Genomic DNA, 23,146 nt, shown 5'->3' on the forward strand with positions numbered 1-23,146 from the left:
CATCGTTAGTTATTGATCTTCGAACAATGTCGTACTCAAATACCGCTCACCGGTGTCCGGCAGAACCACGACAATCATCTTCCCGTTGTTTTCCGGTCGTCTGGCAATCGCCAGGGCCGCAAAGGCGGCAGCGCCTGAAGATATTCCGACCAACAGACCTTCTTCACGGGCAATACGACGGGCGGTTACCAATGCTTCATCGTTCTTGACCTTGAAAATCTCGTCGATCACCTCACGGTTCAGAACTTCAGGAACGAATCCGGCACCAATTCCCTGAATCTTGTGGGGGCCAGCTTGTCCACCTGAAAGCACCGGTGAATCAAAAGGCTCGACAGCAATGACCTGTATGCCGGCTTTGCGTTTCTTGAGCTCTTCACCAACACCGGTTATGGTCCCGCCGGTGCCGACACCAGCGACGAAGATGTCAATCTTTCCATCCGTGTCCGCCCAAATCTCTTCGGCAGTGGTGATCCGGTGAATTTGAGGGTTTGCCGGATTATTAAACTGTTGAGGGACGAATGAATTTGGTGTCTCGGCAGCCAGTTCTTCGGCTTTTTTTATGGCCCCCATCATCCCCTTTGCGCCCGATGTCAGTACCAGCTCTGCGCCGTATGCCTGGAGCAGATTTCTACGCTCTACACTCATGGTGTCTGGCATGGTAAGGATCAAGCGGTATCCCCTGGCGGCGCAGACAAAGGCAAGGGCAATGCCGGTGTTACCGCTGGTCGGCTCGATGATGACGGTATCCTTCTTAATGCGCCCGCTTGCCTCTGCCGCCGAAATCATCGCAAAACCTATCCGGTCCTTGACGCTGCCACCGGGGTTGAAGGATTCCAGTTTGGCAATTACGTCTGCCACCAGACCTGAGGTGAGATGAGGAAGCCTGACTAAGGGTGTTTTACCGATGAGGTCAGTCACATTGTTATAAATTTTGGGCATACGTTCTCCTTGATGTGCACATAGTGCTGAATTTATTTTGAGCCGATCGACAAAGCCTTCATCTCCATATCCATGGATGCCTTTGCTGCTGTCACGTTTGCCTCATAGGCCCTGGTCGCCGCTATCATGTCGGCCATCTCTTCAACCACGTTCACATTCGGATAGGCCACATACCCCTTTGTATCGGCATCGGGGTGTGACGGATCGTACTGAAGACGGGGAGGAGACTGATCCTCGATAACGTCAACGACTTCTACCCCTCCGCTCATATTGGCATTGGCTTTATCCAGCATGGTTGAAAAGACAGCATCTTTGCGGCGGTACGGTCCTCCCTCAGGAGTCCTGGTGGAATTTGCGTTGGCAATGTTAGACGAAATGAGATTCATCCGCGTCCGTTCCGCAGTCAGGGCAGAAGCACTTATTTCCATTGCATCCATTTAATGCCTCCTGATGATTTAGTCAGAATCTGAATCTATTCCAGTAAAAAAGTCCTGCCGGTTTCTCTCTTTATGATGCCCCGCAACATTTCGCCAAGGCCGGATGGTTTCCGGTGGACCTCGGATATGTCCGAAACCTTGGGGTCAAGAGCCAGATTTATAATCTGCTCAGTTGTGTTGCCGGTAAACAGTACAATATTTAAATCAGGAAACTGCTTGCGAGCCCTTCGGGCCAGCTCAAAGCCATTTATTCCCGGCATATCCAGATCAGTGATCATGGTTCTGTAGTCTTTGGTCTTCAGACGGTCAAGTGCCTCTGTAGCACTCATAACGCAGTCAACTTTGACCTTGAAGTGACTGAGCATCCTTTCGATGACTTGGAGAATGGCACGGTCATCGTCAACCACCAGGATACCAACATCATTCATACCCCCCCCCCGGCATTTGTCAAGCGTGCGCCTCAAGTACCATGCCGTCCTTCAGGTTGATCGTTCGGTCCGAGTAAGCACCGTTCTCCGGGTTATGGGTTACCATGACAACGGTCTGTCCGGCAACATTGAGATCCCTGAAAAGAGCCATGACCTCCTCACTGGTTTTGGAATCCAGATTACCGGTCGGCTCATCCGCCAGAAGAATGTGGGGGTTGTTGACAATTGCCCGGGCAATTGCAACTCGTTCCTGCTCTCCGCCGGATAGCTGGTTTGGGAGGCGATCCAGCTTGTTACCGAGACCGACCCTTTCAAGGGCTGCACGAGCTGCAGCTCTTTTTTCCGGTGAGCTCATCTTGACGATGGCCAGCGGCAGCATGACGTTCTCGATTGCGGTCAGATAGGGGATCAGATTGAAGGACTGGAAGACAAATCCCAGGTTCTGAGCACGAAAGTCAGCCAACTTTTCGCCAGGCAGTTGATACAGTTTGACACCGGCCATTTCGACTTCACCCGAGGTGGGGTGGTTCATGCCGCCCAGAACTGACAGCAGGGTGCTCTTTCCGGACCCGGACTGACCCATGATGGTGATGAATTCACCTGCTTCTATACTGATGTCAACACCGCGCAGAGCTTCGACCGTGTCTTCGCCACTGGTGTACTGTTTCTTTACATTCTTGATCTCGATGAGTGCCATGATTTCCTCGTAGTTAAAGTGCCCTTAGGGCTTCGGTCGGGTCCATCTTGCTGGCATGCAGTGCCGGGTAGAGGCTGGCCAGGAGGCCCAGAGTCAGGGCCAGGCCGATAGAACCAAAGGCTACCGTCGTGTCCAAAATCAGGTGGGCGTTCTTGCTTTCAGCCATGAACGGCAACGCCAGTTTGGCGCCGCCCAAGCCGAAGGCATACCCCAGAAAACCGGCCAAAAGGCTAACCAGGGCCGCTTCGAACAGGATGATCCGCATGATGTGGCTCTTTCTGAAACCGATGGCCCGGAAGACACCAATTTCAGTGGTCCGCTCATTGACACTCCCCATCATGGTAACGAATACAATCAGCGAGCCGATGAACACCACCACCCCGGCCATGGCGTAAGAAAAGCGCTTGAACTGGTCCAGGGCCTTGAGACGTCCTTCAACCACCTGCTGGATTGCAGACACCTTGGCATCCGGCAGTTTCTCGGCAATCTGGGTGACCATGTCGCCAATAGGGCAACCTGAGCAGAGCGCTGCCACTTCAGCCAGGGAAATCTTTCCTTCCTTGCCAAGCAGTTTCTGCGCCTTGGACAGGTTGGTGAAAACGAGAGCATCATCCTGCGAACCTGTCTGATCCAGGACTCCTGCTACTTTAAAGGTCTCATCCTTTATCGCGATGCTGTCACCGGAACTGACATTGAGCACCTTTGACGCATCGCTGCCGAGCAATATCTCGTTGTCTGCTTTAGGTGCATCACCGAAGATCTTCCACCACTGTTTCATCTTCAATTCATTCTCAAAATGAACACCAACCAGTAGTACATCGTGATTGTTGATTTTAATGCCGCCCAACACCTTGGGACTGACAGTCGAGATGTTCTTATGGTTCGTGATGGTTTTGAGCTTGGCGAGATCAGCTTCCTGAATTTCTCGCTGATCAAAGGTCACCCCACCCAGGCTGATGCCGCCGTAGTTCATGGCCAGTCCGTTACTCTGCGGGGTAATGAGGATGTTGGCTCCGAACTCGTCCATCTTGCGCTCGATGTCGCTGGACATGGAACGGGTCAGGGTTACGAGAGTAACGATGGTGGCGATCCCTACCATCAGGCCGATGGTCAGGAACGCCATCTTCGCCTTGCGCCGTTTCAGGTTGTTGATGGAAATCGTGTGCAGTTGCATCAAAAGTACCTCACGCCTGCCCTGAGATCATCTGCTTTGATAGTTACAGAGTTACCGCTGACCTGGCTTGGCAGGTAGCCGGGATTGCAGCCGCCGGTGGCATTGGGACCAAGGCGATTGATGGCGAACTTCTGGTTGCAGTTCTTGCAGTTCATCTTGTCGCCCTGCTGCTCATACCCTTTTCTTGACTTGAAACAGGCATCACAGGCATCGAAGGCGGCCTTGAAGCTGCCGTCAGCGGCCTTAACCGCAAAGAAGGTTATTTCTTTGCCGCCATCCTCGAACTTGTAGAACTGGGCCGAACCATCTGCCAGTTTAGCAACAGGGATAGTGACTGCTCCATTTACCACCTTGACCTTCTGGGACTTCCCCAGCCCAGGGATGTTCAGGGCAAAGACGCTTGCCGCTCCGATAAGCACCGCTCCGACTATTGCCACCGCCCAGCCAATCTGCTTCGACTTGATTGCTCCCATTTTCTGCTCCTTTTTCAGCTTGGTTTGTTGTTGGAACCGCAACCGCCACCATTGCCACCACAGCAACCTTTTTTGGGTGCGGCATTCTGCCCGACATTACGACCGGTTATTTTTTTAAATTCTTCAGGGGTGACGACATCGGTTACCTGGCTGTAATACCCGGTTGACCTGACCGTTTCCGCCAGCGTTTCAGGTTTTACCGTCTTGGTGTCATAGCCGACAATGACCCACCCTCCGCTCACATCAACCTCTGTTAGCGCCACCCCTTTCACTGACTCAAGCGCTTTGGAAATCTTGCTGGCGCAGCTGCCGCAGGTCATGCCGGTGGTTCGCATCACGGCGATTGAATCGGCAGTGGCGCCGATGCTGACGCGAAACGCGAGAGCCACCAGAATGGTGACGGACATAATGACGAGAAGTGCGGTTGTAATTCTTTTTGCAGTCATGACGAGCCTCCGATTAGTCACGTTGTGCAAGAGCCAGCGTAGGAGCATCCCCTTGCCAGTTACTTAACCCATACACGTTGATGGCAATTCCGACTCCTTGCAATGTCAGCCAGCCTGGACGACCAAGATTGTAAGCAATAAAACCCAACAGGATTGCCGATATTGTCCAGAAGACAAACGAGCAGCGATGACCGCGGGCATTGAGCAGTGAACCCGCAAGTGAACTGGTAACCCCGACCCATTCGATTATGTTCATTGTGCTGTTGCTAGTTATGGTCATCCGACAATTCCTTGTGCCAATAGAGTTTCTATATGATTAACAAGGATCATGCCAACTCATGGATTATATGTAACTTGCTATAATTGCGAGATTAAGCAGTGTTACACTGACTGGACCTTGATACAAAGAAGTGAGAATAATCAACTATGGTGCAGAATATTCTTCAACGTAGGGGTAGGTTTTGGGTCTGAAATTCAATTGCCAACAACAATCTCACATGGGCGCTAAACAGGTACTATCGATATTCTCAATTATTGATATCCATATTATCGATAATTTGAATTTGCTTTAGAAATCCAGATCGGATATTTAATATGTTTTTCTGTATTCCCTGAACGAGAGGTCCCCGTGCGATTATTTACTATTCTTGCCGCAGCACTGTTCTGTTTAACATCGGCCCATCCAGGAGTAGCAGCTCCGACTAAAAGCCATTCGGGGCTTATCACCATGACTTTCGATCTGTCTGATAAAAGCTCAACTACAGAGACCGAGTTATGGCTGCCTTATCCAGTATCTGATCGCGATCAGACCATTAGCGAAGTGAAAATTATTGGAGATTATGCGGCGTCGGCCGTGTACACTGACACCGCTTACAGCACACCAATGCTCTACGCCCGCTGGGACAAAGGGGCTACAAGCCGCAAACTGACCTTTTCGTTCAAGGCAGACCGTAAAGAAGTTATTCGCCGAGATTTCCCGCTCAAGGAAGCCGTCTGGGACCCTGCCGATTACGCCCAGTATCTGAGTGCAACGAAATCCGCGCCGATTGATGGTGAAGTATGGATACAGGCCGCAAAGATAACGGCAGGCAAGAGGACCGTGCTGGAAAAAGCCAAAGCAATATATGACTGGACCTGCGAAAATACCTACCGCGACCCCAAAACCAAAGGCTGTGGAGTTGGTGACGCATGTGCAATGTTAAAGAATCCTGGTGGAAAATGTGCCGACATACATTCACTCTTTGTTGCCCTGGCCCGGGCAGCCGGAGTACCGGCTCGCGAGGTTTTCGGCATCAGGATGGGGAAAAAAGCCCGCGAGGAGATCACGACCTGGCAGCATTGCTGGGCGGAATTCTACCTCCCAGGCTATGGCTGGGTGCCGGTTGATGCCGCCGATGTGCGTAAGGCGATGTTGACTGAGAACCTGAAACTGGAAGATGCAAAGACCGCCGAATACCGGGCCTATTTCTGGGGCGGCATCGATCCATACCGGGTCAAACTGTCAGTTGGAAGAGATCTGACTCTTAATCCTCCGCAACCGGGCGGACCGCTCAATTATTTCATGTATCCCTTTGCCAGGACTGGGGGCAAAGTTCTCGACTGGCTCGACCCGGCATCATTCAAATATTCCATTACCTACACAGAAAAGTAATTTCGTAAGATTTGTAATCGTAATTCTCTCAATACTGGTTCACTCTTCCTTTGGCAATGCTTTATGGTACATTTGAGTTGATTTATTAACACTGCCATGAAGCTGGTTGGAGCGCACCATGAAGCACAGCATCACTGAACTACTCGATTTACCCAAGTTACAGACCATTCTTGACAATCTCTATGTCGTATCTGGCATCCCCTCGGCAATCATCGACCTTGAGGGGACAATTCTGACCGGTTCCGGCTGGCAGGACCTCTGCACCAAATTCCACCGGGTAAACCCGGAAAACTGAAAAACTCTGCATGAAAAGTGACCGGACTATCGCCAAAGGTTTGGAATATGGTCAGCGGAATGTGAAGTTACTTGTACTCACGGCCTCACTGACACTTCACTAACACCCTTGCAATTCTCTGTCACGTAGAAGTTGAATCCAATTTACGGTATGGCCTTTTCAAAGGCTGCGCGATTGAAATAACAAGGAGTTCCACCCGTGAGCATTACGAAAATCAATAATCTTGCCAAACTCTACAAAGCCGATCCTGAGTCAGTCTACAACACATGGTTCATTGACAACGACACCCGCATGAAGGCGTTTCGCTCCATCCGACGTGGAGTGATAACCATCGTTGACTCGATAAAGAGCGGGACCTTTGGCAACGACTTTAAAGGGTCGCCCCTAGAGGTCGTTCTGGCCTCTATTACCGAGCAAAAACAGGTATTCGAGGGAGCGGCACATCCATTTTACTGGAAACCGAAGCTGCGCATCCCGGACATTTACGAGAACGATGAGAATAAACGAGCATTCGGTTCTTTTCTTGAGGCATGTTTGTCTGCCGGGTCTGCTGACAAAATAATCAAAGAGATCCTCACCCTGGACGGTTGCGGCATAAAAGGACTCGGACCTTCAGTAGCCAATATCCTCTACTTCCTCCACCCCACCTTGATGCCACCTTTCAATACGGCCATGCTGAACGGATTCAATGCTATTTTTGACGACAAGAAAAAGCTTGGCTCCTGGACAAGTTACCTGGAGATGCGAGAAACTGTTATCAGTACCAATGAAAAGGTTCAGCCTGGCCTTTCCAAGGATCTGGGGGCAATTTCTGGCCTCTTGTTCGATGTTGGCGTCGGCAAGATCATTCTGGACCAGAATTGGGAAAATTCTTTGCAATTTGAGAAAGCGAAGCGAGAAAAAGCCCTAAAGAAGCGACATCAGGAAGTACAGGAAGAGATTCGGGAAGAAAATGAACATCTGCGGATGCAGTTTCTGCTGACTGACATTGGGAATGATCTTGGCTATGATGTTTTCGTTGCTACCAATGATCGCAATAAATCGCTAAACGGACGGTCACTTCAGTTTCTGACACTACCGGAACTGCCACCACTGGACTTCCCGCCGGAGGTGGCCAAAACAGTCTCTCTGATCGACGTCATCTGGGTTTCACGGGATTCCAAGAAGATCGAATGCGCATTCGAAATAGAAAAGAGCACATCCATATACTCTGGCATGCTGAGGCTAATGGACCTTGCTTCTTCACTCGGGGATCGACAGTACGATTTTTTTCTGGTAGCTCCCGATAAACGGGAAAAGGAAGTGCTGGCACAACTGAATCGCCCTTCGTTCCAGACCAGCACCTGCATCGGACTCAGGTATATACTGTTTAGCGAGTTGGAAGAACATTGCCACGGACTGTGTAAATTCGGTGAAGATTACCGGATACTGTTCAAGTTGGCAAAAGATGCAAGCTGTAACTCAAAATGACGAGTCATCCGGCCAGCGTATCACCATGACCATCCTGATAACGCCCAATAATCGCTCGCAGTTGCTCCGGAGCGATCGCCATGAATGCTTCCACTATGAACGGATCGAAATGACTGCCACTTTGACCTTTGATCTCTGCCGACGCTTCCTCGTACGTCATGGGTGATCGATAGGGTCGCTCAGAAGTTAGCGCATCAAAGACATCCGCCACCATAAACATGCGCGCCCCGAGCGGTATACTCTCTCCTTTTAGTCCACGCGGGTAACCATGACCATCAAACTGTTCATGGTGCGCATAGACTATTTCCGCCGCATTCTTCAAGAAACCGATCCGCTTTACAATGCGGTAACCTGCCTCCGGATGCTTGCGCATTTCAACCCATTCCTGATCGGTCAACTTGCCCGGCTTTAGTAAAATCTGATCCGGCACGGCTATCTTTCCCACATCATGCAGGAGTGCGCCAAAACCAATCTCACGCTTCGTCTTTTCATCAACTCCAAGCCTGTTGGCGATCAATTGAGTGTACTCCCGTACCCGTTGCGAATGCAGGCGAGTGTTGTGTTCCCTCAGATCCAGCGCCGACACGAGGCCAAGGAGGGTCTCCTCATTGGCATTGGCAAGTTCCTGCAGCAATGTCCGCTGCTTGTCGAACAGCCAGCCAGGGATGACACCAGCCACCCAGAATCCGACCAGTTCGCCTACCTGATTTGCCTGCTCCATGTAGTTACCCGGCCAGTCGAGAAAAGCGTGCAGGATAAAGAGTAGGCTGACGGCAAAGGCAGTAATGCATGCCCCTCTTAGCCCGAACCAGGCTGCGGCCATGACCGGTGGCAGGAAGTAGAGCTTGCGCAGTACGATATGGATTTTATGGTAATCGTGCGGCTCGGTAGGGGTCAGATAATGAAGCAGGGCGATAATTCCCGTTAATAGAACGAGAGCGATAATTTTTCTTTTCGATTGCCGGTCCATTGCCAGCTCCTTCCTGAATGGAGAATACTCTCCGGTTGTGGGATGTAATTGTAGCATATTCTTAGCCTTCACAAATCCACTAAGCTACCCTCGATACAGAATAATTACATAATTTCGGCACATTAACCTCCAGTTACCTATTTGGCATGTTTGTTGATCTATGTATAAGCAAATACCAGGTTTCACCCGAATAAAACGAGCTCAAAGGAGAGAGACAATGAAAAAGAACATGATCTTGGGAATGGCATTAGTGTTGGGGATTCTTTCAGTTGGGGCAACTTCATCTTTGGCTGCCAATCTATGTTGCGACAACGGAAAGTGCGCTGACAAACAGGTAGTTCAGCAGTTCTCCCAGGAAACGGCTGCCCTGTCTGACACACTGAAGGCCAAGGATCTGGAGCTGCGCGGACTGTACGGCTACGAGGGTTTTGACCTTCGCAAGGCCGATGTGCTTGAGGCAGAGATTAAGGACCTGAAGGGAAAGATCAAGGTTGCTGCGGATAAATACGGCATTTCTTCCTGTTGCCTCAGTTAACGATGATTAGCGAAATGAGGGGCCGGGAACAATAACTTCCCGGCTCTTCCCTAGAGAATTCCGTGGTGAAAACGTATGTTCTTGATCCGGTCTGCGGAGGATTGATCCTATGGGAAACGGGCCGCCGCCGTTCTCAGTTATCATGGCTCGTTGCATTACTTCTGCAGTATCAGGTGCCGCAAACGCTTTCAGCATGCTCCAACAAAATTCATAGAAACAATACAGGTGTTATCGGGCGTACCCTAGAACACCCTCCTTGCTGGGGTACGCTATTTTTTCAATCACTGTAGAGGAGTTATCATGAAACTGATGCAATATGTTTTCTTTGCTGCTGTTCTTCTTGTTTCTTCAGGTTGCGCAGTCATCGATTTCCTCGATGGCAAGCATTATAACCATACCCCGAACTACGACCGCCCCCAATACAGTACTGGTAATGGTAGCGGCGGCGGTCATTCCCACTGATTCATGAAAGGAGTAATCCAATGAACATGACCAAACTCAATTTTGTCGGCCCGATGCTTTTTGTGAAATTTACCATTCTTGCGGTAACGGTCTTCTCGCTCACCTTGGCCAAACCGGCGGCAAGTGCAGCACATTTGGGGGCGCAGAAAATCTGTTCACTCGTTATGACAGCAGATGAGTGCGCTAAACATTGCTGAACCTGTACCGTCAATCAGTGGATCAATGTGGACATAATTAACTCATGGCCACGACTTTCCTGAAAGCATTCTACCAATTGTCGTTCTTTTAGGAGCAGCGATGAATATATCACGCCGTACTTTTCTTAAGCTGGCAACCACCGCAGCAGCTACCCTTGGGCTTACGGGGGTCGACCTCTTCAGGCTCCGCGAGGTTTTAGCAAGCGGCACTGCGCCTCCAGTAATCTGGCTCCAGGGCGCCGTATGCACTGGGTGCAGCATCTCGCTGCTAAACACTGCGGCGCCAGCAGTTGACGATATCCTCTTCAACACGATCAGCCTTCAGTATCACCCCAACCTGATGACAGCAGCCGGCGAGCTTGCCATCGCCACGCTTACCGACGCCGCCGAAGCCGGTGCCGGAGAGTTCATCCTCTGCGTCGAGGGCGGCATTCCCACAAGCATCAATGGGCGGTATTCGATTATCGGCGAGAAGAACGGCGAGCCCTGGACGATGCTCGATGCCGTTATGGAGCTGGGATGCAAGGCGAAATATGTGCTTGCGGTCGGTACCTGCGCATCATTCGGCGGGGTCGTGAAGCCCTCCGAGTACACCGGGGTGCGGAGGCTTGCAGAAGTGCTTCAAGGAAACACAAAAAATCCCGTGATCAACCTGCCAGCCTGTCCCGTCAATCCAATCGTTCTTGTGGGAACGCTTGTCCGGCTGTTGACTACCGGGATGCCTCCGCTGGATTCATGGGGACGGCCTGCCGACTACTATGGAACCACGGTACACCATATCTGTCCAAGGCTTACGGCGCCCATGGTTACCCAGATCGGGGTATTCGGCTGCTACGAGCATGTCGGTTGCAAAGGTCCCCACACCAGTTTTACCTGCCCTAATCTCAAATGGAACAATGGCGTTAACTGGTGCATCGACAAGACCAATACGTTGTGTATTGGCTGCTCATCCCCTAATTTCCCCAGCACCCCGTTCTACGGCAAGCTTGAGGAAATCATGCCCTGCTGCGTTACCTGTGAGCAGTGCAGCACCTGCGTCGACTGCTCCAAATGTGCCAATCTCGGAAGCTGTACCGACTGCGTGGACTGCTCCAATTGTTCCGTGTGCGCCGATTGCGACAACACGGAGAAATGCGCCGACTGCGCAAACGCCGCCCTCTGTGGCGACTGTCCCGCCAACGAACAGTGCGCCTGCTATACCGGTACGACTACTCCGGTGAGTGCTGACCCCGCTCCAGTGAACAGTGACCCTACGCCGGAACCTTCAGCTGAACACCAACACTAAACTCATAGGAGAATTTCAATGGGCAGCATTATCACGATTGATCCCGTAACGAGGATAGAGGGACATCTCAAGCTAAAGGTGAATCTCGACGATAACAGGAAGGTGAAAAAGTCCTACATGACCGGAAACCTCTACAGGGACTTCGAGAATATCCTCAAGGGGAGGAAACCGTGGGACGCAGTGCATATTACGCAAAGGATATGTGGCGTTTGTCCCATTTCACATGCCATAACCGCCACCAAAGCGGCGGAACAGATGGCCGGGTTCATCCCTGACGACCAGGCCCTGTTGATTCGCGCCATTATCCAGAGTGCATACTTCATCTCAGACCACATCCTGCACTTCTATCACCTGAACCTTCCAGACTACATTTACCCCCCGGACGTTGCTCCGCTACGGCCTGCCTATAACCGTGACCTGCGATTCAGTGCGGGCCAAACCGAAAAGCTCGTGAATAACTACGTCGAAGCGCTGAAAATTCGACGCCAGGCCCAGGAAGTGGTGGCAATCCTGGCCGGACGCATGCCGCATGTCATGAGCATCGTTCCCGGGGGGGTGACCCAGGCGCCGTCGCATGAACAGATTCATACGCTCAAGGGATACCTTCCGGCGATCACGGATTTTGTGCTCAACAGGTACTACCCCGACGCGCACCTCCTTTCACAGGTCTACGCCGATTACTTCAAGATCGGAAAAGGAACCGGTAATCTTCTCTGTTTCTCCGCTTTCGATCTGCCACGTGGTGAGTCGGTCTTCCGCCAGGGGCTGCTTACCGACATGGAGAGGGAGTCGCTGAGCTTGCAGGATATAAGGGAATTCGTACGGTACGCGTACTACTCAAGCCCTTCCGACCTTCATCCCAGTCATGGTGAGACAACCCCATCATATGGAAGATCCCCCGGCTACACCTGGTTAAAAGCACCGCGGCACCGCGGCAGACCATACGAGACGGGTCCCCTGGCCAGAATGACGGTCAACGGCTACTTCCGGGGCGGATGTTCCACCATGGACCGGATTCTGGCGAGGGCGGAGGAAACGAAACTGCTAGCGGAACGCCTTCCGCAGTGGGTGCACGCTCTAGTTCCCGATCTTACTTCCTATACCGATATCGCGCTTCCTCCATCCGGGACCGGAGTCGGACTGACCGAAGCACCTCGGGGTGCATTAGGCCATTGGATGGAATGTACCTCTGGCGGCATGATCTCCCGCTACCAGATAATCACTCCCACCTGCTGGAATGCGTCTCCACGTGATGACAACGGAGTCCCGGGACCAATTGAGAAGGCATTGGAAGGTACATATGTAGAAGACATGAACCAGCCCATTGAACTCCTGAGAATCATTCATTCCTTCGACCCGTGCACCAGTTGTTCGGTTCATTGATGAGTGTATTGTGCTTTTTTAAAGGCATTACTGCATATGTCATAATAACTGGTATATTTTGATCCAGACACTGAATGGCCGGAAAGGGGGTGCCCATAAAAAGGTCTTTGTTTCAATAATGACAACTAATTCAATTAAGGAGAAACGAACATGAAAAGACTGACAATGATGGTTACCATGCTGGCGCTTTCAATCATGGTAGCGGCACCGCTTACCGGGCACGCAGTTGAGAAAAAGGCAAAAAGCGAAGTGGTCATGAAAATGGGGAACAAGCTCCACCTTTTCCATAGTGGCAAAGTGGACGCCCAGAAAGAAATAACGATTGGAGATGTGATAACTGTCTACCGGGAACTCGGCAAAAACCGCCAGCAGAAAGAAGTTGGCCAGGTAAAAGTTCTTTCCTTCATCGGCGAGCATTACTTCGAAGCGGAAATCGTCAAGGGCGAAATCAAGATTGGCGACATCGCAAAGAAAGATGCAACATCTCTGCTGGTACAACCGGCAAAATAGCTTTCCCTTGAAACCGGGCCAACGGCGTCCCGGTTTTCTATTTAGCACCCTCAACCTGCCCCCCCTATAGATTATATACATGGGGGGAGTCATGCACTTTGCCATCCTGATACTGTTACTGGGAGTTAATGCCTTTTCGACGGAGGCCGCATTTGGCTTCTGTTACGAGGAAGCAGGTAACAGGTACGGGATCTCGCCTCACCTCCTCTATGCGATCTCCAAGGGAGAAAGCAACTTTAATCCGTTCGCTGTAAATCATAATGCCAATGGCAGTTACGACTACGGACTCATGCAGATCAACTCGTCATGGGAACCTGCATTACGAAAACTGGGAATCCCCTGGAATACCCTCGCCGATCCATGCACCAATGTCATGGTCGGTTCCTGGGTGCTATCTCAATGCATTCGAGACTATGGCTACACCTGGTTAGCAGTCGGATGCTACAACTCGCGAACTCCATCCAAGCGTGACCGGTACGCCGCCAGAATTGCCAGCATCGTGATACAGGAACAAGCACACCTGAGAGTTGAACAGATTGCCAGCATCACAAATGTTTCAAAAATGACGCCTTGGGAGGAAGCCTTTGGTAATTCTTCCCGCTGAAATGCTCTCCGAAAGCGGGCTTGCGATGAGCGAGGCAATGGATGCGGTCGAAGTTGCCATTACCAGGACTCTTACCAGCGCCATCAACACCAATATCAGCGTCAAGGTCGATGATAACCTGGAGATATTGGCCTATCCGATTGGGAGCGGCGAACCTATCAAAATTTCCCTGGATAGCATCAACCGGAAATTACGGAGACACCTTCTGCACCAAGTCGAACTGGAGCTTCAATGCCGCAGAACCTTGAATGAGGCGGATCGGCTGAAGGCGTTAAGGGGAGTTTCAGCCTCCGGCGAAATCACCCGGATAGATGCAGATGGTGCACTGTTCGTCTCCTTGGAAATTGCCGATTGCTACAGGCGTCTGATTCTTGCCGGGATCTGTCCGCCCCGCTTTCAGCCGTTTCACGAACGAGGACATTACACCTACGGTAGCGTTAAGGAGTTCTACATTTCAAGTGTCGTTCCGGTCATAGTCAACAGAAGATCGACCAAAGTTCGCATCCTGCTCAGTCGCACATCAAGAGAACTGCCACGTCTTCTGCTGCAAGAACGGAGTCGAGTATCAGGAATCCGATGCCTGAAGCGCATTCCGGGAGCCTACAGTTGCATCATGACACCGTCAAGAATACCCAAGGATGTCATCAATTCTGTTGGAAAGGAACTGGAAGAACATCTGCATGTTTCCATTCTCAAAACATCTCGCTAAAACGACCGAGCCGATGACCAACCTGGGAACCGGCGTCGATTTGGGGCACCGAACCAGGATTGTTCCCATCGCCATTCCCGACTCCCATCGTAAACGGCATACATTTGTCTTCGGAACAACTGGTGTCGGAAAGACCCGTCTGTGTGAGAACTTGATCGAACAAGACATCCGCAAAGGATATTCGGTGGTCTATTTCGACCCCAAGGGGGACCAACAGATCTTTACCAAGATTTACGAAGTCGCCCGAGATGCTAAACGTCTGGACGAGTTGATGCTCGTCACCCCCATCTTTCCGGAATACTCAGCAGTTGTCGACCCGATGGCCTTTTACTTCATGCCCGACGAACTGGTGGGGCATATCGTATCGGGCATTCTCGGCGGTCGGGAACCGTTCTACCGTAACATCGCCAAGGAGATCACCACCGCTGTCATATCCGCCTACATCATACTGGCAAAAAAGCATGGGAATCTGCCGATCATGAACATCGACACCATCCGGCAGCACATCCGGCGTGACTCCCTTGATGCCACCATGAAATCGTTGCGCAGTATCGGCACTGCAGAGGCGGAACTGACGGCAGGCATGTTGGAGGATATCCTCAAATCTCCCATGGAATACTACGCCAAGGTTTCTTCAACGCTGCGCACCGCTCTGATGGAGCTTTCCTCTGGCAATATCGGCAAGATCATCGGTCAGGCCGATTCAAACCGGTTTATCAAGAAATTGGAAGCCGGTGAACGGGTAATCCTGGTTGTTCACACCGGTGCCATGATCACTCGCGAAGCATCCGCCACCCTCGGCAAGGTACTCCTCTCCATGATCCAATCCTTTGTGGGCCGAGTGTATCTCTCCAATCGGCAGAAGGTTGACCCACCGCTTTCCATTTTCATCGACGAAGCTCAGAGCCTCCTCTATCAAGGGGTGGAGGAGCTTTTCGCCAAGGCGGGCTCAGCCGATGTCATGGTGACCGCCTTCGCCCAGTCAGTGAACCAGATCTACGCGGTCATTGGTGAGGAGTTTGGCAAGAGCATCCTTGACAACACCAACACGAAGATCTTCATGCGCTGCTCCGATGCCGAGACCAGCGATTACGTGGTCAAACATTTCGGTGTTCAAAACGTACTGACCGGGATTTTCGGATCAAACCAGGTCACGACCCGCGAAGTCGAACAGGATATCCTCCGGGTACAGGATGTTCTTAGCCTGCAGCCACGTGAATTCTATTTGATGACCTATTCGGGCCGTTTCAAGGGAACCACTCTCGATGCCCGTAATCCAAAAATGAAAATCATCTTCCCAGCAGCTCCGGCGGTTATCACCTCGATGATGTCTCCGTTCCAGTCAGACGAGAACGGCGCTCAATGACGATGCTTCTGTTCACCGTATCTGCCGCAGTCGGGATCGGCTTTGGCTTCTATGGGACCAGGAAGTGGATTCCTGCAGAAGAACCTGCAAACGAAAGAACTGAGCATGCGGAAGTGGCAAGTTTAGCTGAGCTGAGTCACCTCTGGACTGATGATGAAATAGAGATCAAGGATGCAGCCTGTCTCTGGCGTGAACGCACCACAAAACAGTGCCATCAGCAGCCGAAGCCTGAATTCAGACATGACGAGATTAATCAGTTCTTCACCGAAGTGATCGATGACAGGCCTTCAGTAAGCGGAGTACGGAGAACCCTGATCATCAAGATCCTCACTATGCTCGATGAGGAGGGAGACTGTCCGTCTGTCGTCAGGGCCCACAAGGATGAAGCAGAACATATGTACTCGGATGACTCCTATGCCCTGTTGGCGACCGTTCCTCTCTATCGACACACCCTGACTGTGACTCGAAACTTCATTGCCAAAGCCGACCAGGAAGCCCTGCTGGCAGACATGATCATCATCGCCTTGGCGCATGATATCGGCAAGATTCCGTCCTACCATGACGGCATGTACAGCAGTGGCGATCACCCTGTTATTGCGGGGCTTATCCTGAACAACATCCCGGAATATATTTCTCTTCCCAACCGAGACGATATCCACCGAGCCATCACCGGGCACCATCTGCTGAAAAGCGACAATATCCTGACCGATGGACTCAAGCTGAGCGACCATGAAGCACGGCAAACCGAGTTGGCAGCACTCTATGCCGAAGCACGGGAGCGGAGGAAGAATGATCCCGAAGATTCCGGTAAATCGCCAATCGCATCCCCAGCATCAGTAGGTACCGGGGTAAAATCGCATCATCCCACTGTTAGGCGGAATCACCCCCCAAAAAGCCTTGAGTCCAGTGAGAAGTTTCATCCAAGCAAACTGGACCTCCCTGAATGGTTCAATGCGGCTGCCATTCTTGCTGCGCTTAAGAGACGGATCAACGTGGTGGAATCGACCCCAAACGGAGAAAAGTGGTCAGCGGTTTCCACCTCTCAAGGGCTGGTATTCGTCAATCCGGATGGGCTATGGGCGGCAATCAAGGAAGTGAGTGATAACGATCCCAAGGTACTTGCTTCAGAGGGGTTCGAGTCCGAAAAGCGGAATCTGCTGTTCACCGTCGTATCCGAACTGTCCAGGACCAGAGATGCGATTGCCACTCAGTACGTTGCGGACGGATATTATACGACACAGATTTCAATCATCACCGGAGGCGGTAAACGGCTTCCCTACCTGCTGATACCCTTCACTGCAGAAGCCTTTGGAGAGAAGCCATCAGCACTGGAGGAATTAAAAACTGCGCAGCTGAAACGGATGGTCAAGGAGATCAAGCTGAAGCAAACCGAGGTGGAACAATGCGTAGGTCGTTGATGGTGCTGGCCATTCTTTCTCTGCCAGCAACAGCCAGCGCCAATTATTACAATGACTCGGCCAAGGGCTGGTGGTGGTACCAGAAGGAACCGGAAAAGCCTGCTGGAAAACCGGAACAAAAGAAGAAATCGCCGAGCAAAGTGCCGTCTCTCAAGGACTACACCTATGAGCAGATCTGGGAGATGCATCCGGACCAGTTCCAGGAATTTGCCGAAGCATTGAAGAAGAAGGCTGTCCAGAAGCCCAGCGAAGAGAACGTTAAGGAGTACTTCGAGGTCCAGGAGATTGCCCGCAAGAAGGCACTGGCTTTCTCCAACGTGGCCCAGTTCGTTTGGCAGAAATACCCGGAATTGACGACCAAAAAAGATTACCCGATCACGACACCCGGCAACCTGGCTCGGATAGCCCAGATCAACGAAGAGCGGCAGCGCACATTGCGAGACAACCGGGAGGACTTTGCTCTGATCTATTTCCAACGGCCTGATTGCAGCTATTGCGACGAACAATCGCGAATCCTGGACTGGTTCACCAACGAGACCGGTTGGACTGTTAAAAGTGTCAATACCAGGGAGAATCCGGGATTTGCTGCCAAGTTCAATGTAGAGATAACGCCAGCTCTTGTTTTGATTCAGAAAGGAAACCAGGATTATCTGCCGGTCTCGGCGGGGGTCATATCCGCAGACGAAATCGAAGATAAGGCCTACCGGGCCGTTCGGCTCCTCAAGGGTGATATCTCTCCTGAAGAATATTCGCTCTACGAATTCCAGAAAGGTGGCGCCTTCGACGTTAAGAAGCGCCGTCTCCAGAACCAGGAGCCGAATCCATGAGACTGGCCGTTGATTTGAAACAGAGAAATGAGGGGGCAGAGTGAAACGAACCGTAGCGACCAGAACCACCGCCGCATGCCTGGCGGCAGCCGTTGCCTTGAACCCGGTACTTTCCTGGTCAGGCTGGGTCGATGACTGGGTCCAACAGAAGAGTTCCACCTCTCCCAGCTATTACGAAGGTTCCAAGCGGGGCTACTACACCGGGGGAAGTTTCTCTGCCAGGTGGGCGAATACTGACGATCATCTGTTTGCTGCCTCCCTGCCGAAACTGAAATCCGGCTGCGGCGGGATCGACATGTTCCTTGGTGGCTTCTCATTCCTGAACGTGGATTACCTCGTGCAGAAGCTCCAGAACATCCTGTCGGCTGCTCCGGCGGCAGCTTTCGACATCGCCCTGAAGACCCTGGCTCCCCAGGTGGCTGATACCATCAAGACGCTCGAAGCCATAACCGACAGGCTGAACTCGCTGCAGCTGAATGACTGTAAGGCTTCCAAGGCGCTGGTGGCTACCGCTTCCAGCCCGTTTTCGTCGATCATGTCCGACAGCCTGAAGGCGGAGATGAAAACTGCTCAGACTGACTTCATGGTATCTAGCGGCGCCAAGGATCTTTATCAGGATGTCAGCAAGCTGTTCGAGACCGAACAGAAGACCAATAGCGGCAACAAACCAGGCGTCCCCGGCACAACCCAGACTTCCGCCACCAGCGCTACCGCTGGCTGTCCAACAGAGGTTCTTCAAGTCTTTGGTGACGGATCAGTTCTGGAAAACCTGGCCGGCAAGAAAGAGATGAGCAGCGAGTATGTAAAACTGGTTCGCGGCTTCATAGGCGATGTGGTTATCCAGAACCCGGCAACGACCGGTACCACCTACCAGGCCCAATATATTCCACCGTGCGACAAGAACAACAGCTTCGATTCCTTCATCAGCGGCACTGCCCAGGGGCGGGATACCGCCGGGGCCTGCGCTGATATCACCGACGCCAACAGGAACCTGATGGTCTTTGTGGCCGGCAGGATGCAGTCCATTGCCGGCAAGATCAAATCGAAGACGGCGCTCACCCCTGATGAAGAGGCGTTTCTTAAAAGTACGCCACTTTCAGTCGGGCTGATCCTTAAAAATGCAACAGCTACCAATACCGAGGGAGAAGTTATCGGCAAACTTGCTGAATTGACTGCCCGGGCTTATGGCTACTACATGTTGCTCGATCTGTTCGGTCGGGCGGCCCAGTTGCAGGAGATGGCCCGCAACATCCTGTCCAGTCAAAAAGGAAACAAGGCCGGGGCATCACCGGAAACCTGCCAGCTGGCACTTCTTGGCGAAGGAATGCAGCATATTCAGACGCTGGAGGAAAAGACCCTGCAACTCCTGAGCGTTGCCCAGCAGAGTTACGCCAATGCGGCATCGGAGATCAATGCTGTGGAAATGATCGTCCAGAACATGAAGAAGTTCGACGACACGGTTTTTTCAGAATTATCGGATCGCTTCGGGAAAGGCATTGCCCTACGGGCAACAGGGAGAATTTAACAGCAAACACAAGGGAGAAATCATGGCTGACAACAAGAGAGAAGCTGGCGTTAAAAAGGAATCGGGGAAGCAATCATGGCAGGATCGAAAATTGAAGAAAGTAGTCCGGGATGACATTGATGTAATATCCAGAAAAACGTTGGATCAGAGTGACTTCATAACCATGCTCAACACCCATGACAACGTCCTCCACAGATTACGGATGACCATGGGTCGCAACAAAAATATCACCTTTGAAAAAGCGCAGGAGTTCATCGAGCGGAGTCAGCAGATCCGCGAAGATATCAACCAGCTGAATGCGGAAATGTGTGAATTGATGGATTGGGACTACACACCACCCAGAGGGTTTACTAATCCACTTGCGAAAAGTGACCTTGAAAAGGAGAAAGATAATAAGAAGGGGGCATCAACTGCTAATCCATAATGTATCAGTAGAAAAGATAAGGGGCATCTTACTGTACCCCTTATCTTTTCACGTCTATCAAAACAACTTATGTTCAAAGGAAAGATAAACGATTCCTCCGTATTCACCCTCAGAAGGACCGATACCTATCGGCACAGACACCCCCGGCACGATCTGTAATCCTGATGCGCAGTTTATCGCGAATCGCATACCTGGGTTGATGAAAAATGTACTTTCAGTCGCTTTCACGCCGTTGAGCGGAGCTGTTTCAGTGCTGGTCCCGGCTGCTTCGAGCATTAGGTTGAAATTTTCATTCACCAGATAAATCAGGCTGGCTCCATAGTTGAATCCGCGAACATTTGCCTTGTCTCCAGCATTATCTTTTGCCCGGGGGGTGTAGGTTGCACCCATGTTCCAGTGGGTCACAAGTTTGTCGGAAAGCTCTACACTCAGAGGGATGTTGACCTGATAACCGACCGTATCAGTACCAAGTCCCTTCTTATAATCGCCGGTAGGTAAAATGAGTGAAAGACGAGGTGCCATGGCAATTCTATCCTGGAAGATGGCTTGATAACGATAGTTCAGCAGTATGTCGCCAACACCAGTCGTATCATTGTCATGAAGATGTGATACCGGTATGCTATAGGAAAACTGGTGGGTCTGTTTTGGAACCGGCCATTCCTGCGTAAAAGTGTATTGCCAGCTCTTTGATTTTTTCATGTACTGAAACAATGAAATGTGCTGCACAACCCCATCTTCCTGATTGTAGGCCTCTTCCAGCAGAAACGAGTTGTCCTGAATCTTTTTGACCTCTTCCGCGAATCCAGGCCTACCTGAGAAAATCAATCCAGCAAGAACTAAATAGGGTAGAACTCTTACAAACGACATGCATTCCTCCTGTGTTTTAATTGCTCGTACAGTGCGAGCATGGACCACCTGTAATTAATCGGCTCGGAATGGAAAATATTTATATTGGGGGCATGAATTGATTAACGACACCTGGAAATGAAATTGATAATAGTTTTCAATAAGCAGTTTGTCAAGCCCTATTCTTTATTCATGGGAGCAGTGATGGCTCCCCCTATCAAGTTACCGTTAGTTAATTAGCTACTCAGTTGACTTGAACTTCGACGGTTTTTACCCCGCCAGTAAAATTTTGACCTTTGTACGGTCGAAGCATTCTCTTGCTGTAAACTGGGGTCACCGTGACGGCATTAACACCGGCACGCAACTCTATCTCACGCTCCACAATCACATCATCAATCGGAAGTGCAATCGTCAGTTCATGCTTGCCAGGTGTAAGGGCAAATCGTTTATTGAACGTATATTTCCAACCCGTGCCGCTATCCGGAACATTTGGATCTATCGGGGATTTGTCCTCCAGCACCGGTTCAGCTTCAAGCACTGCTGTTTGTCCATCTATATTCAAATGCACACGATAGGGAGGGTCAGAATGTTTGCCATAGGTTTCCGCAAATCGATAGGAATTACTCTTGACTGAAAATGTGAAGTCGATGATTGATTTGCCTGCCTGAACATCTGAACTTGCCACTTCAGCAAATACATCTTTTCTAGTCGCAAGAGACGTCTTGGCGATCAATTCCCGGTTATTTGCACAACCGCTCGCAACAACACAGAGCATCAAAGCGGCTCCAGCCATACATACATTCATTTTTATTGTCATTTTATTCACCTTTCCAATTTTTACGAGTGGGTGAGAGGGAACCATGGAGTTCCCTCTCACCCAACTTACTCATGACTACAGACAGCAGCAGGGTTCAAGATTCATGGTCACGGCAACGGACTTTATCTTCGTTTTGATTTCCTTTATATCCCCTTCAAGTTCATCAACTCGCCGCATATCAATACCATCAAAAGCATAGAGTCCACGCAGCTCCAGATCCTTGGCTTTAAGCTGTTCCCTTAAATCAACCGTTTGTTGCCTGAATTTATTTAACGTATCGGCACTGATAGCCTTCACACTTATTTGATCGGTTTCGGCAAATGCCACGCTCCCAAAAGCCAATACTGCTGCAACTAGCACCAATGCCATAATTTTATTCTTCATCGTATTCTCCTTGAAAATAGTGTTAATTCGGATTTCGTTGAGCTAAACGATCTCAAGAACGTCGAATACCATTTTCTAGTCTCGGGGGATGAAAAATCTCGATCACATACGGATCTGGAATCGACCGCGCAACATCCGGGAATTCAAACTCTACTAACTGGAAGGTGGTTTGCATTTCAACCGGTTGAACAGTTTCGGCAATAGCGCACACACATAAAGGGCAGACAGGTGTGGTGCAAGGAAGCGGACAACTTTGCGCCCCGTCGGGGTTGCAATGATTATTAACTGTGCCAGTTACCGCCGGAGACTCAGCAGTTGCAATGAGAGTAACTCCCGAAAACATCATCCCGAAGGATAGAAGCAGAAAGACACAGATTATCCGAAATGCATGGGGCCGCATTAAATATCCAATAGATCTAAGGAGTCGCACTACTTAACTGCAAGTGGCGCGATCACAATAAGAATATGAAGGTCAAACTTCACGTATCTCATTTCGTATTGCCTCCAACATTGCGCCTGGGTTAACAGGCTTTGCCATAACCCTGGATATCCCGACAACCTCTGCCAATAAGGTAAGTTCCGGGGATATGCTCCCTGAGTGTAAAATAATTGGCATGCGTGGCATTATGATCAATGCCTTTTTGGCTAATTCGATCCCACTCATTTTCGGCATGTTCAGATCGGTGATCATCAGATGAATAGTGGAATCTTTCAGTATCGAGAGTGCTTCGTCGCCGCTGGTCGCGCATTGCACCGAAAAGCCTGCCTGCAGAAGAAAATTACCGAACAGACTCAAATAATCCCGATCATCATCAACTACCAACACGCACTTCATTGTGAGGGAACACCTGCCTGATGCTCTACGGCAACCTTT

At 50.8% G+C, this 23,146-nt stretch carries 29 protein-coding genes; 16 read left to right on the forward strand and 13 right to left on the reverse strand.

All coding sequences use genetic code 11. The features are described from left to right. Nucleotides 1-9 precede the first annotated feature (9 nt). From cysK to KI809_RS01990, 8 genes are read right to left on the reverse strand one after another with little or no spacing between them, the layout of a single operon-like run. Entirely contained in the window at nt 10-939 is a 930-nt protein-coding gene (cysK, locus tag KI809_RS01955) for a cysteine synthase A (protein ID WP_214169828.1), read from the reverse strand. A 32-nt stretch (nt 940-971) separates the two neighbouring features. After that, entirely contained in the window at nt 972-1,376 is a 405-nt protein-coding gene (gene flgC / locus KI809_RS01960) for a flagellar basal body rod protein FlgC (RefSeq protein WP_214169829.1), read from the reverse strand. 35 nt (nt 1,377-1,411) lie between these two features. After that, nucleotides 1,412-1,804, reverse strand: coding sequence for a response regulator (locus KI809_RS01965; RefSeq protein WP_214169830.1), 393 nt, complete (start codon nt 1,802-1,804; stop codon nt 1,412-1,414). Between the two features lie 19 nt (nt 1,805-1,823). Continuing rightward, nucleotides 1,824-2,501, reverse strand: coding sequence for an ABC transporter ATP-binding protein (locus tag KI809_RS01970; protein WP_214169831.1), 678 nt, complete (start codon nt 2,499-2,501; stop codon nt 1,824-1,826). A gap of 13 nt (nt 2,502-2,514) precedes the next feature. Then, nucleotides 2,515-3,675, reverse strand: coding sequence for an ABC transporter permease (locus tag KI809_RS01975; protein ID WP_214169832.1), 1,161 nt, complete (start codon nt 3,673-3,675; stop codon nt 2,515-2,517). After that, nucleotides 3,675-4,148 carry a DUF2318 domain-containing protein gene (locus KI809_RS01980; protein ID WP_214169833.1) on the reverse strand — a complete coding sequence of 158 codons (474 nt, stop codon included), beginning with the start codon at nt 4,146-4,148 and terminating at the stop codon, nt 3,675-3,677. Before KI809_RS01980 ends, KI809_RS01975 begins: the two co-directional genes overlap by 1 nt. A 14-nt stretch (nt 4,149-4,162) precedes the next feature. Then, nucleotides 4,163-4,594: a heavy-metal-associated domain-containing protein gene (locus KI809_RS01985; RefSeq protein ID WP_214169834.1), complete on the reverse strand. Its 432-nt coding sequence runs from the start codon at nt 4,592-4,594 to the stop codon at nt 4,163-4,165. 13 nt (nt 4,595-4,607) lie between these two features. Continuing rightward, complete coding sequence (locus KI809_RS01990) at nt 4,608-4,874, reverse strand: nicotinamide mononucleotide transporter (protein WP_214169835.1); 267 nt, start codon at nt 4,872-4,874, stop codon at nt 4,608-4,610. Between the two features lie 348 nt (nt 4,875-5,222). On the opposite strand from KI809_RS01990, the gene KI809_RS01995 reads away from it, so the two are divergent. The 3 genes from KI809_RS01995 to KI809_RS02005 all read left to right on the forward strand — a co-directional run bounded on the left by KI809_RS01995 (nt 5,223) and on the right by KI809_RS02005 (nt 8,010). Next, entirely contained in the window at nt 5,223-6,245 is a 1,023-nt protein-coding gene (locus tag KI809_RS01995; RefSeq protein WP_337833270.1) for a transglutaminase family protein, read from the forward strand. A gap of 118 nt (nt 6,246-6,363) precedes the next feature. After that, nucleotides 6,364-6,540: a PocR ligand-binding domain-containing protein gene (locus KI809_RS02000; protein WP_214169836.1), complete on the forward strand. Its 177-nt coding sequence runs from the start codon at nt 6,364-6,366 to the stop codon at nt 6,538-6,540. A gap of 198 nt (nt 6,541-6,738) precedes the next feature. Then, on the forward strand, nt 6,739-8,010 hold the full coding sequence (locus KI809_RS02005) for a type II restriction enzyme NmeDI-related protein (protein WP_246559122.1): 1,272 nt from the start codon (nt 6,739-6,741) through the stop codon (nt 8,008-8,010). 4 nt (nt 8,011-8,014) lie between these two features. On the opposite strand, the gene KI809_RS02010 is transcribed toward KI809_RS02005, so the two are convergent. Next, nucleotides 8,015-9,037, reverse strand: a complete 1,023-nt coding sequence (locus tag KI809_RS02010) for an HD-GYP domain-containing protein (RefSeq protein ID WP_246559124.1) — start codon at nt 9,035-9,037, stop codon at nt 8,015-8,017. Nucleotides 9,038-9,197: 160 nt separating this feature from the next. Here KI809_RS02010 and KI809_RS02015 point away from each other — a divergent pair, with 160 nt between their 5' ends. The 13 genes from KI809_RS02015 to KI809_RS02080 all read left to right on the forward strand — a co-directional run bounded on the left by KI809_RS02015 (nt 9,198) and on the right by KI809_RS02080 (nt 20,225). Beyond that, a complete protein-coding gene (locus tag KI809_RS02015) occupies nt 9,198-9,515 on the forward strand; it encodes a hypothetical protein (RefSeq protein WP_214169837.1) in 318 nt (105 codons plus the stop codon). Between the two features lie 300 nt (nt 9,516-9,815). Next, nucleotides 9,816-9,977: a hypothetical protein gene (locus KI809_RS02025; protein ID WP_214169839.1), complete on the forward strand. Its 162-nt coding sequence runs from the start codon at nt 9,816-9,818 to the stop codon at nt 9,975-9,977. A 20-nt stretch (nt 9,978-9,997) separates the two neighbouring features. Continuing rightward, nucleotides 9,998-10,174, forward strand: a complete 177-nt coding sequence (locus KI809_RS02030; protein WP_214169840.1) for a hypothetical protein — start codon at nt 9,998-10,000, stop codon at nt 10,172-10,174. A gap of 100 nt (nt 10,175-10,274) precedes the next feature. Beyond that, nucleotides 10,275-11,459 carry a hydrogenase small subunit gene (locus tag KI809_RS02035; RefSeq protein WP_214169841.1) on the forward strand — a complete coding sequence of 395 codons (1,185 nt, stop codon included), beginning with the start codon at nt 10,275-10,277 and terminating at the stop codon, nt 11,457-11,459. An 18-nt stretch (nt 11,460-11,477) separates the two neighbouring features. Next, nucleotides 11,478-12,842, forward strand: coding sequence for a nickel-dependent hydrogenase large subunit (locus tag KI809_RS02040; RefSeq protein ID WP_214169842.1), 1,365 nt, complete (start codon nt 11,478-11,480; stop codon nt 12,840-12,842). A gap of 150 nt (nt 12,843-12,992) precedes the next feature. Further along, the gene (locus KI809_RS02045; RefSeq protein WP_214169843.1) at nt 12,993-13,352 is read left to right on the forward strand and encodes a hypothetical protein; all 360 of its coding nucleotides are present in this window, start codon (nt 12,993-12,995) and stop codon (nt 13,350-13,352) included. A gap of 91 nt (nt 13,353-13,443) precedes the next feature. Continuing rightward, nucleotides 13,444-13,956, forward strand: coding sequence for a lytic transglycosylase domain-containing protein (locus KI809_RS02050; protein ID WP_214169844.1), 513 nt, complete (start codon nt 13,444-13,446; stop codon nt 13,954-13,956). Then, nucleotides 13,937-14,665 carry a hypothetical protein gene (locus KI809_RS02055; protein ID WP_214169845.1) on the forward strand — a complete coding sequence of 243 codons (729 nt, stop codon included), beginning with the start codon at nt 13,937-13,939 and terminating at the stop codon, nt 14,663-14,665. Before KI809_RS02050 ends, KI809_RS02055 begins: the two co-directional genes overlap by 20 nt. Continuing rightward, the gene (locus KI809_RS02060) at nt 14,637-16,031 is read left to right on the forward strand and encodes a type IV secretory system conjugative DNA transfer family protein (protein ID WP_214169846.1); all 1,395 of its coding nucleotides are present in this window, start codon (nt 14,637-14,639) and stop codon (nt 16,029-16,031) included. Before KI809_RS02055 ends, KI809_RS02060 begins: the two co-directional genes overlap by 29 nt. Then, complete coding sequence (locus KI809_RS02065) at nt 16,028-17,449, forward strand: phosphohydrolase (RefSeq protein ID WP_214169847.1); 1,422 nt, start codon at nt 16,028-16,030, stop codon at nt 17,447-17,449. Before KI809_RS02060 ends, KI809_RS02065 begins: the two co-directional genes overlap by 4 nt. Further along, nucleotides 17,434-18,276 (forward strand): conjugal transfer protein TraF, encoded by an 843-nt coding sequence (locus KI809_RS02070; RefSeq protein ID WP_214169848.1) that lies wholly within the window; start codon nt 17,434-17,436, stop codon nt 18,274-18,276. Before KI809_RS02065 ends, KI809_RS02070 begins: the two co-directional genes overlap by 16 nt. A 40-nt stretch (nt 18,277-18,316) precedes the next feature. Beyond that, on the forward strand, nt 18,317-19,801 hold the full coding sequence (locus KI809_RS02075; protein WP_214169849.1) for a conjugal transfer protein TraH: 1,485 nt from the start codon (nt 18,317-18,319) through the stop codon (nt 19,799-19,801). Nucleotides 19,802-19,823: 22 nt separating this feature from the next. After that, nucleotides 19,824-20,225: a hypothetical protein gene (locus KI809_RS02080; RefSeq protein ID WP_214169850.1), complete on the forward strand. Its 402-nt coding sequence runs from the start codon at nt 19,824-19,826 to the stop codon at nt 20,223-20,225. 57 nt (nt 20,226-20,282) lie between these two features. On the opposite strand, the gene KI809_RS02085 is transcribed toward KI809_RS02080, so the two are convergent. The 4 genes from KI809_RS02085 to KI809_RS02100 form a co-directional block, all read right to left on the reverse strand. Next, the gene (locus KI809_RS02085) at nt 20,283-21,092 is read right to left on the reverse strand and encodes a transporter family protein (protein ID WP_214169851.1); all 810 of its coding nucleotides are present in this window, start codon (nt 21,090-21,092) and stop codon (nt 20,283-20,285) included. A 223-nt stretch (nt 21,093-21,315) separates the two neighbouring features. Then, entirely contained in the window at nt 21,316-21,888 is a 573-nt protein-coding gene (locus KI809_RS02090; protein WP_214169852.1) for a hypothetical protein, read from the reverse strand. A gap of 75 nt (nt 21,889-21,963) precedes the next feature. Beyond that, a complete protein-coding gene (locus tag KI809_RS02095; RefSeq protein WP_214169853.1) occupies nt 21,964-22,272 on the reverse strand; it encodes a hypothetical protein in 309 nt (102 codons plus the stop codon). A 472-nt stretch (nt 22,273-22,744) separates the two neighbouring features. Further along, nucleotides 22,745-23,107 (reverse strand): response regulator, encoded by a 363-nt coding sequence (locus KI809_RS02100; protein ID WP_214169854.1) that lies wholly within the window; start codon nt 23,105-23,107, stop codon nt 22,745-22,747. Nucleotides 23,108-23,146 lie beyond the last annotated feature (39 nt).

It is taken from the genome of Geoanaerobacter pelophilus (assembly GCF_018476885.1).
Lineage (GTDB): Bacteria > Desulfobacterota > Desulfuromonadia > Geobacterales > DSM-12255 > Geoanaerobacter > Geoanaerobacter pelophilus.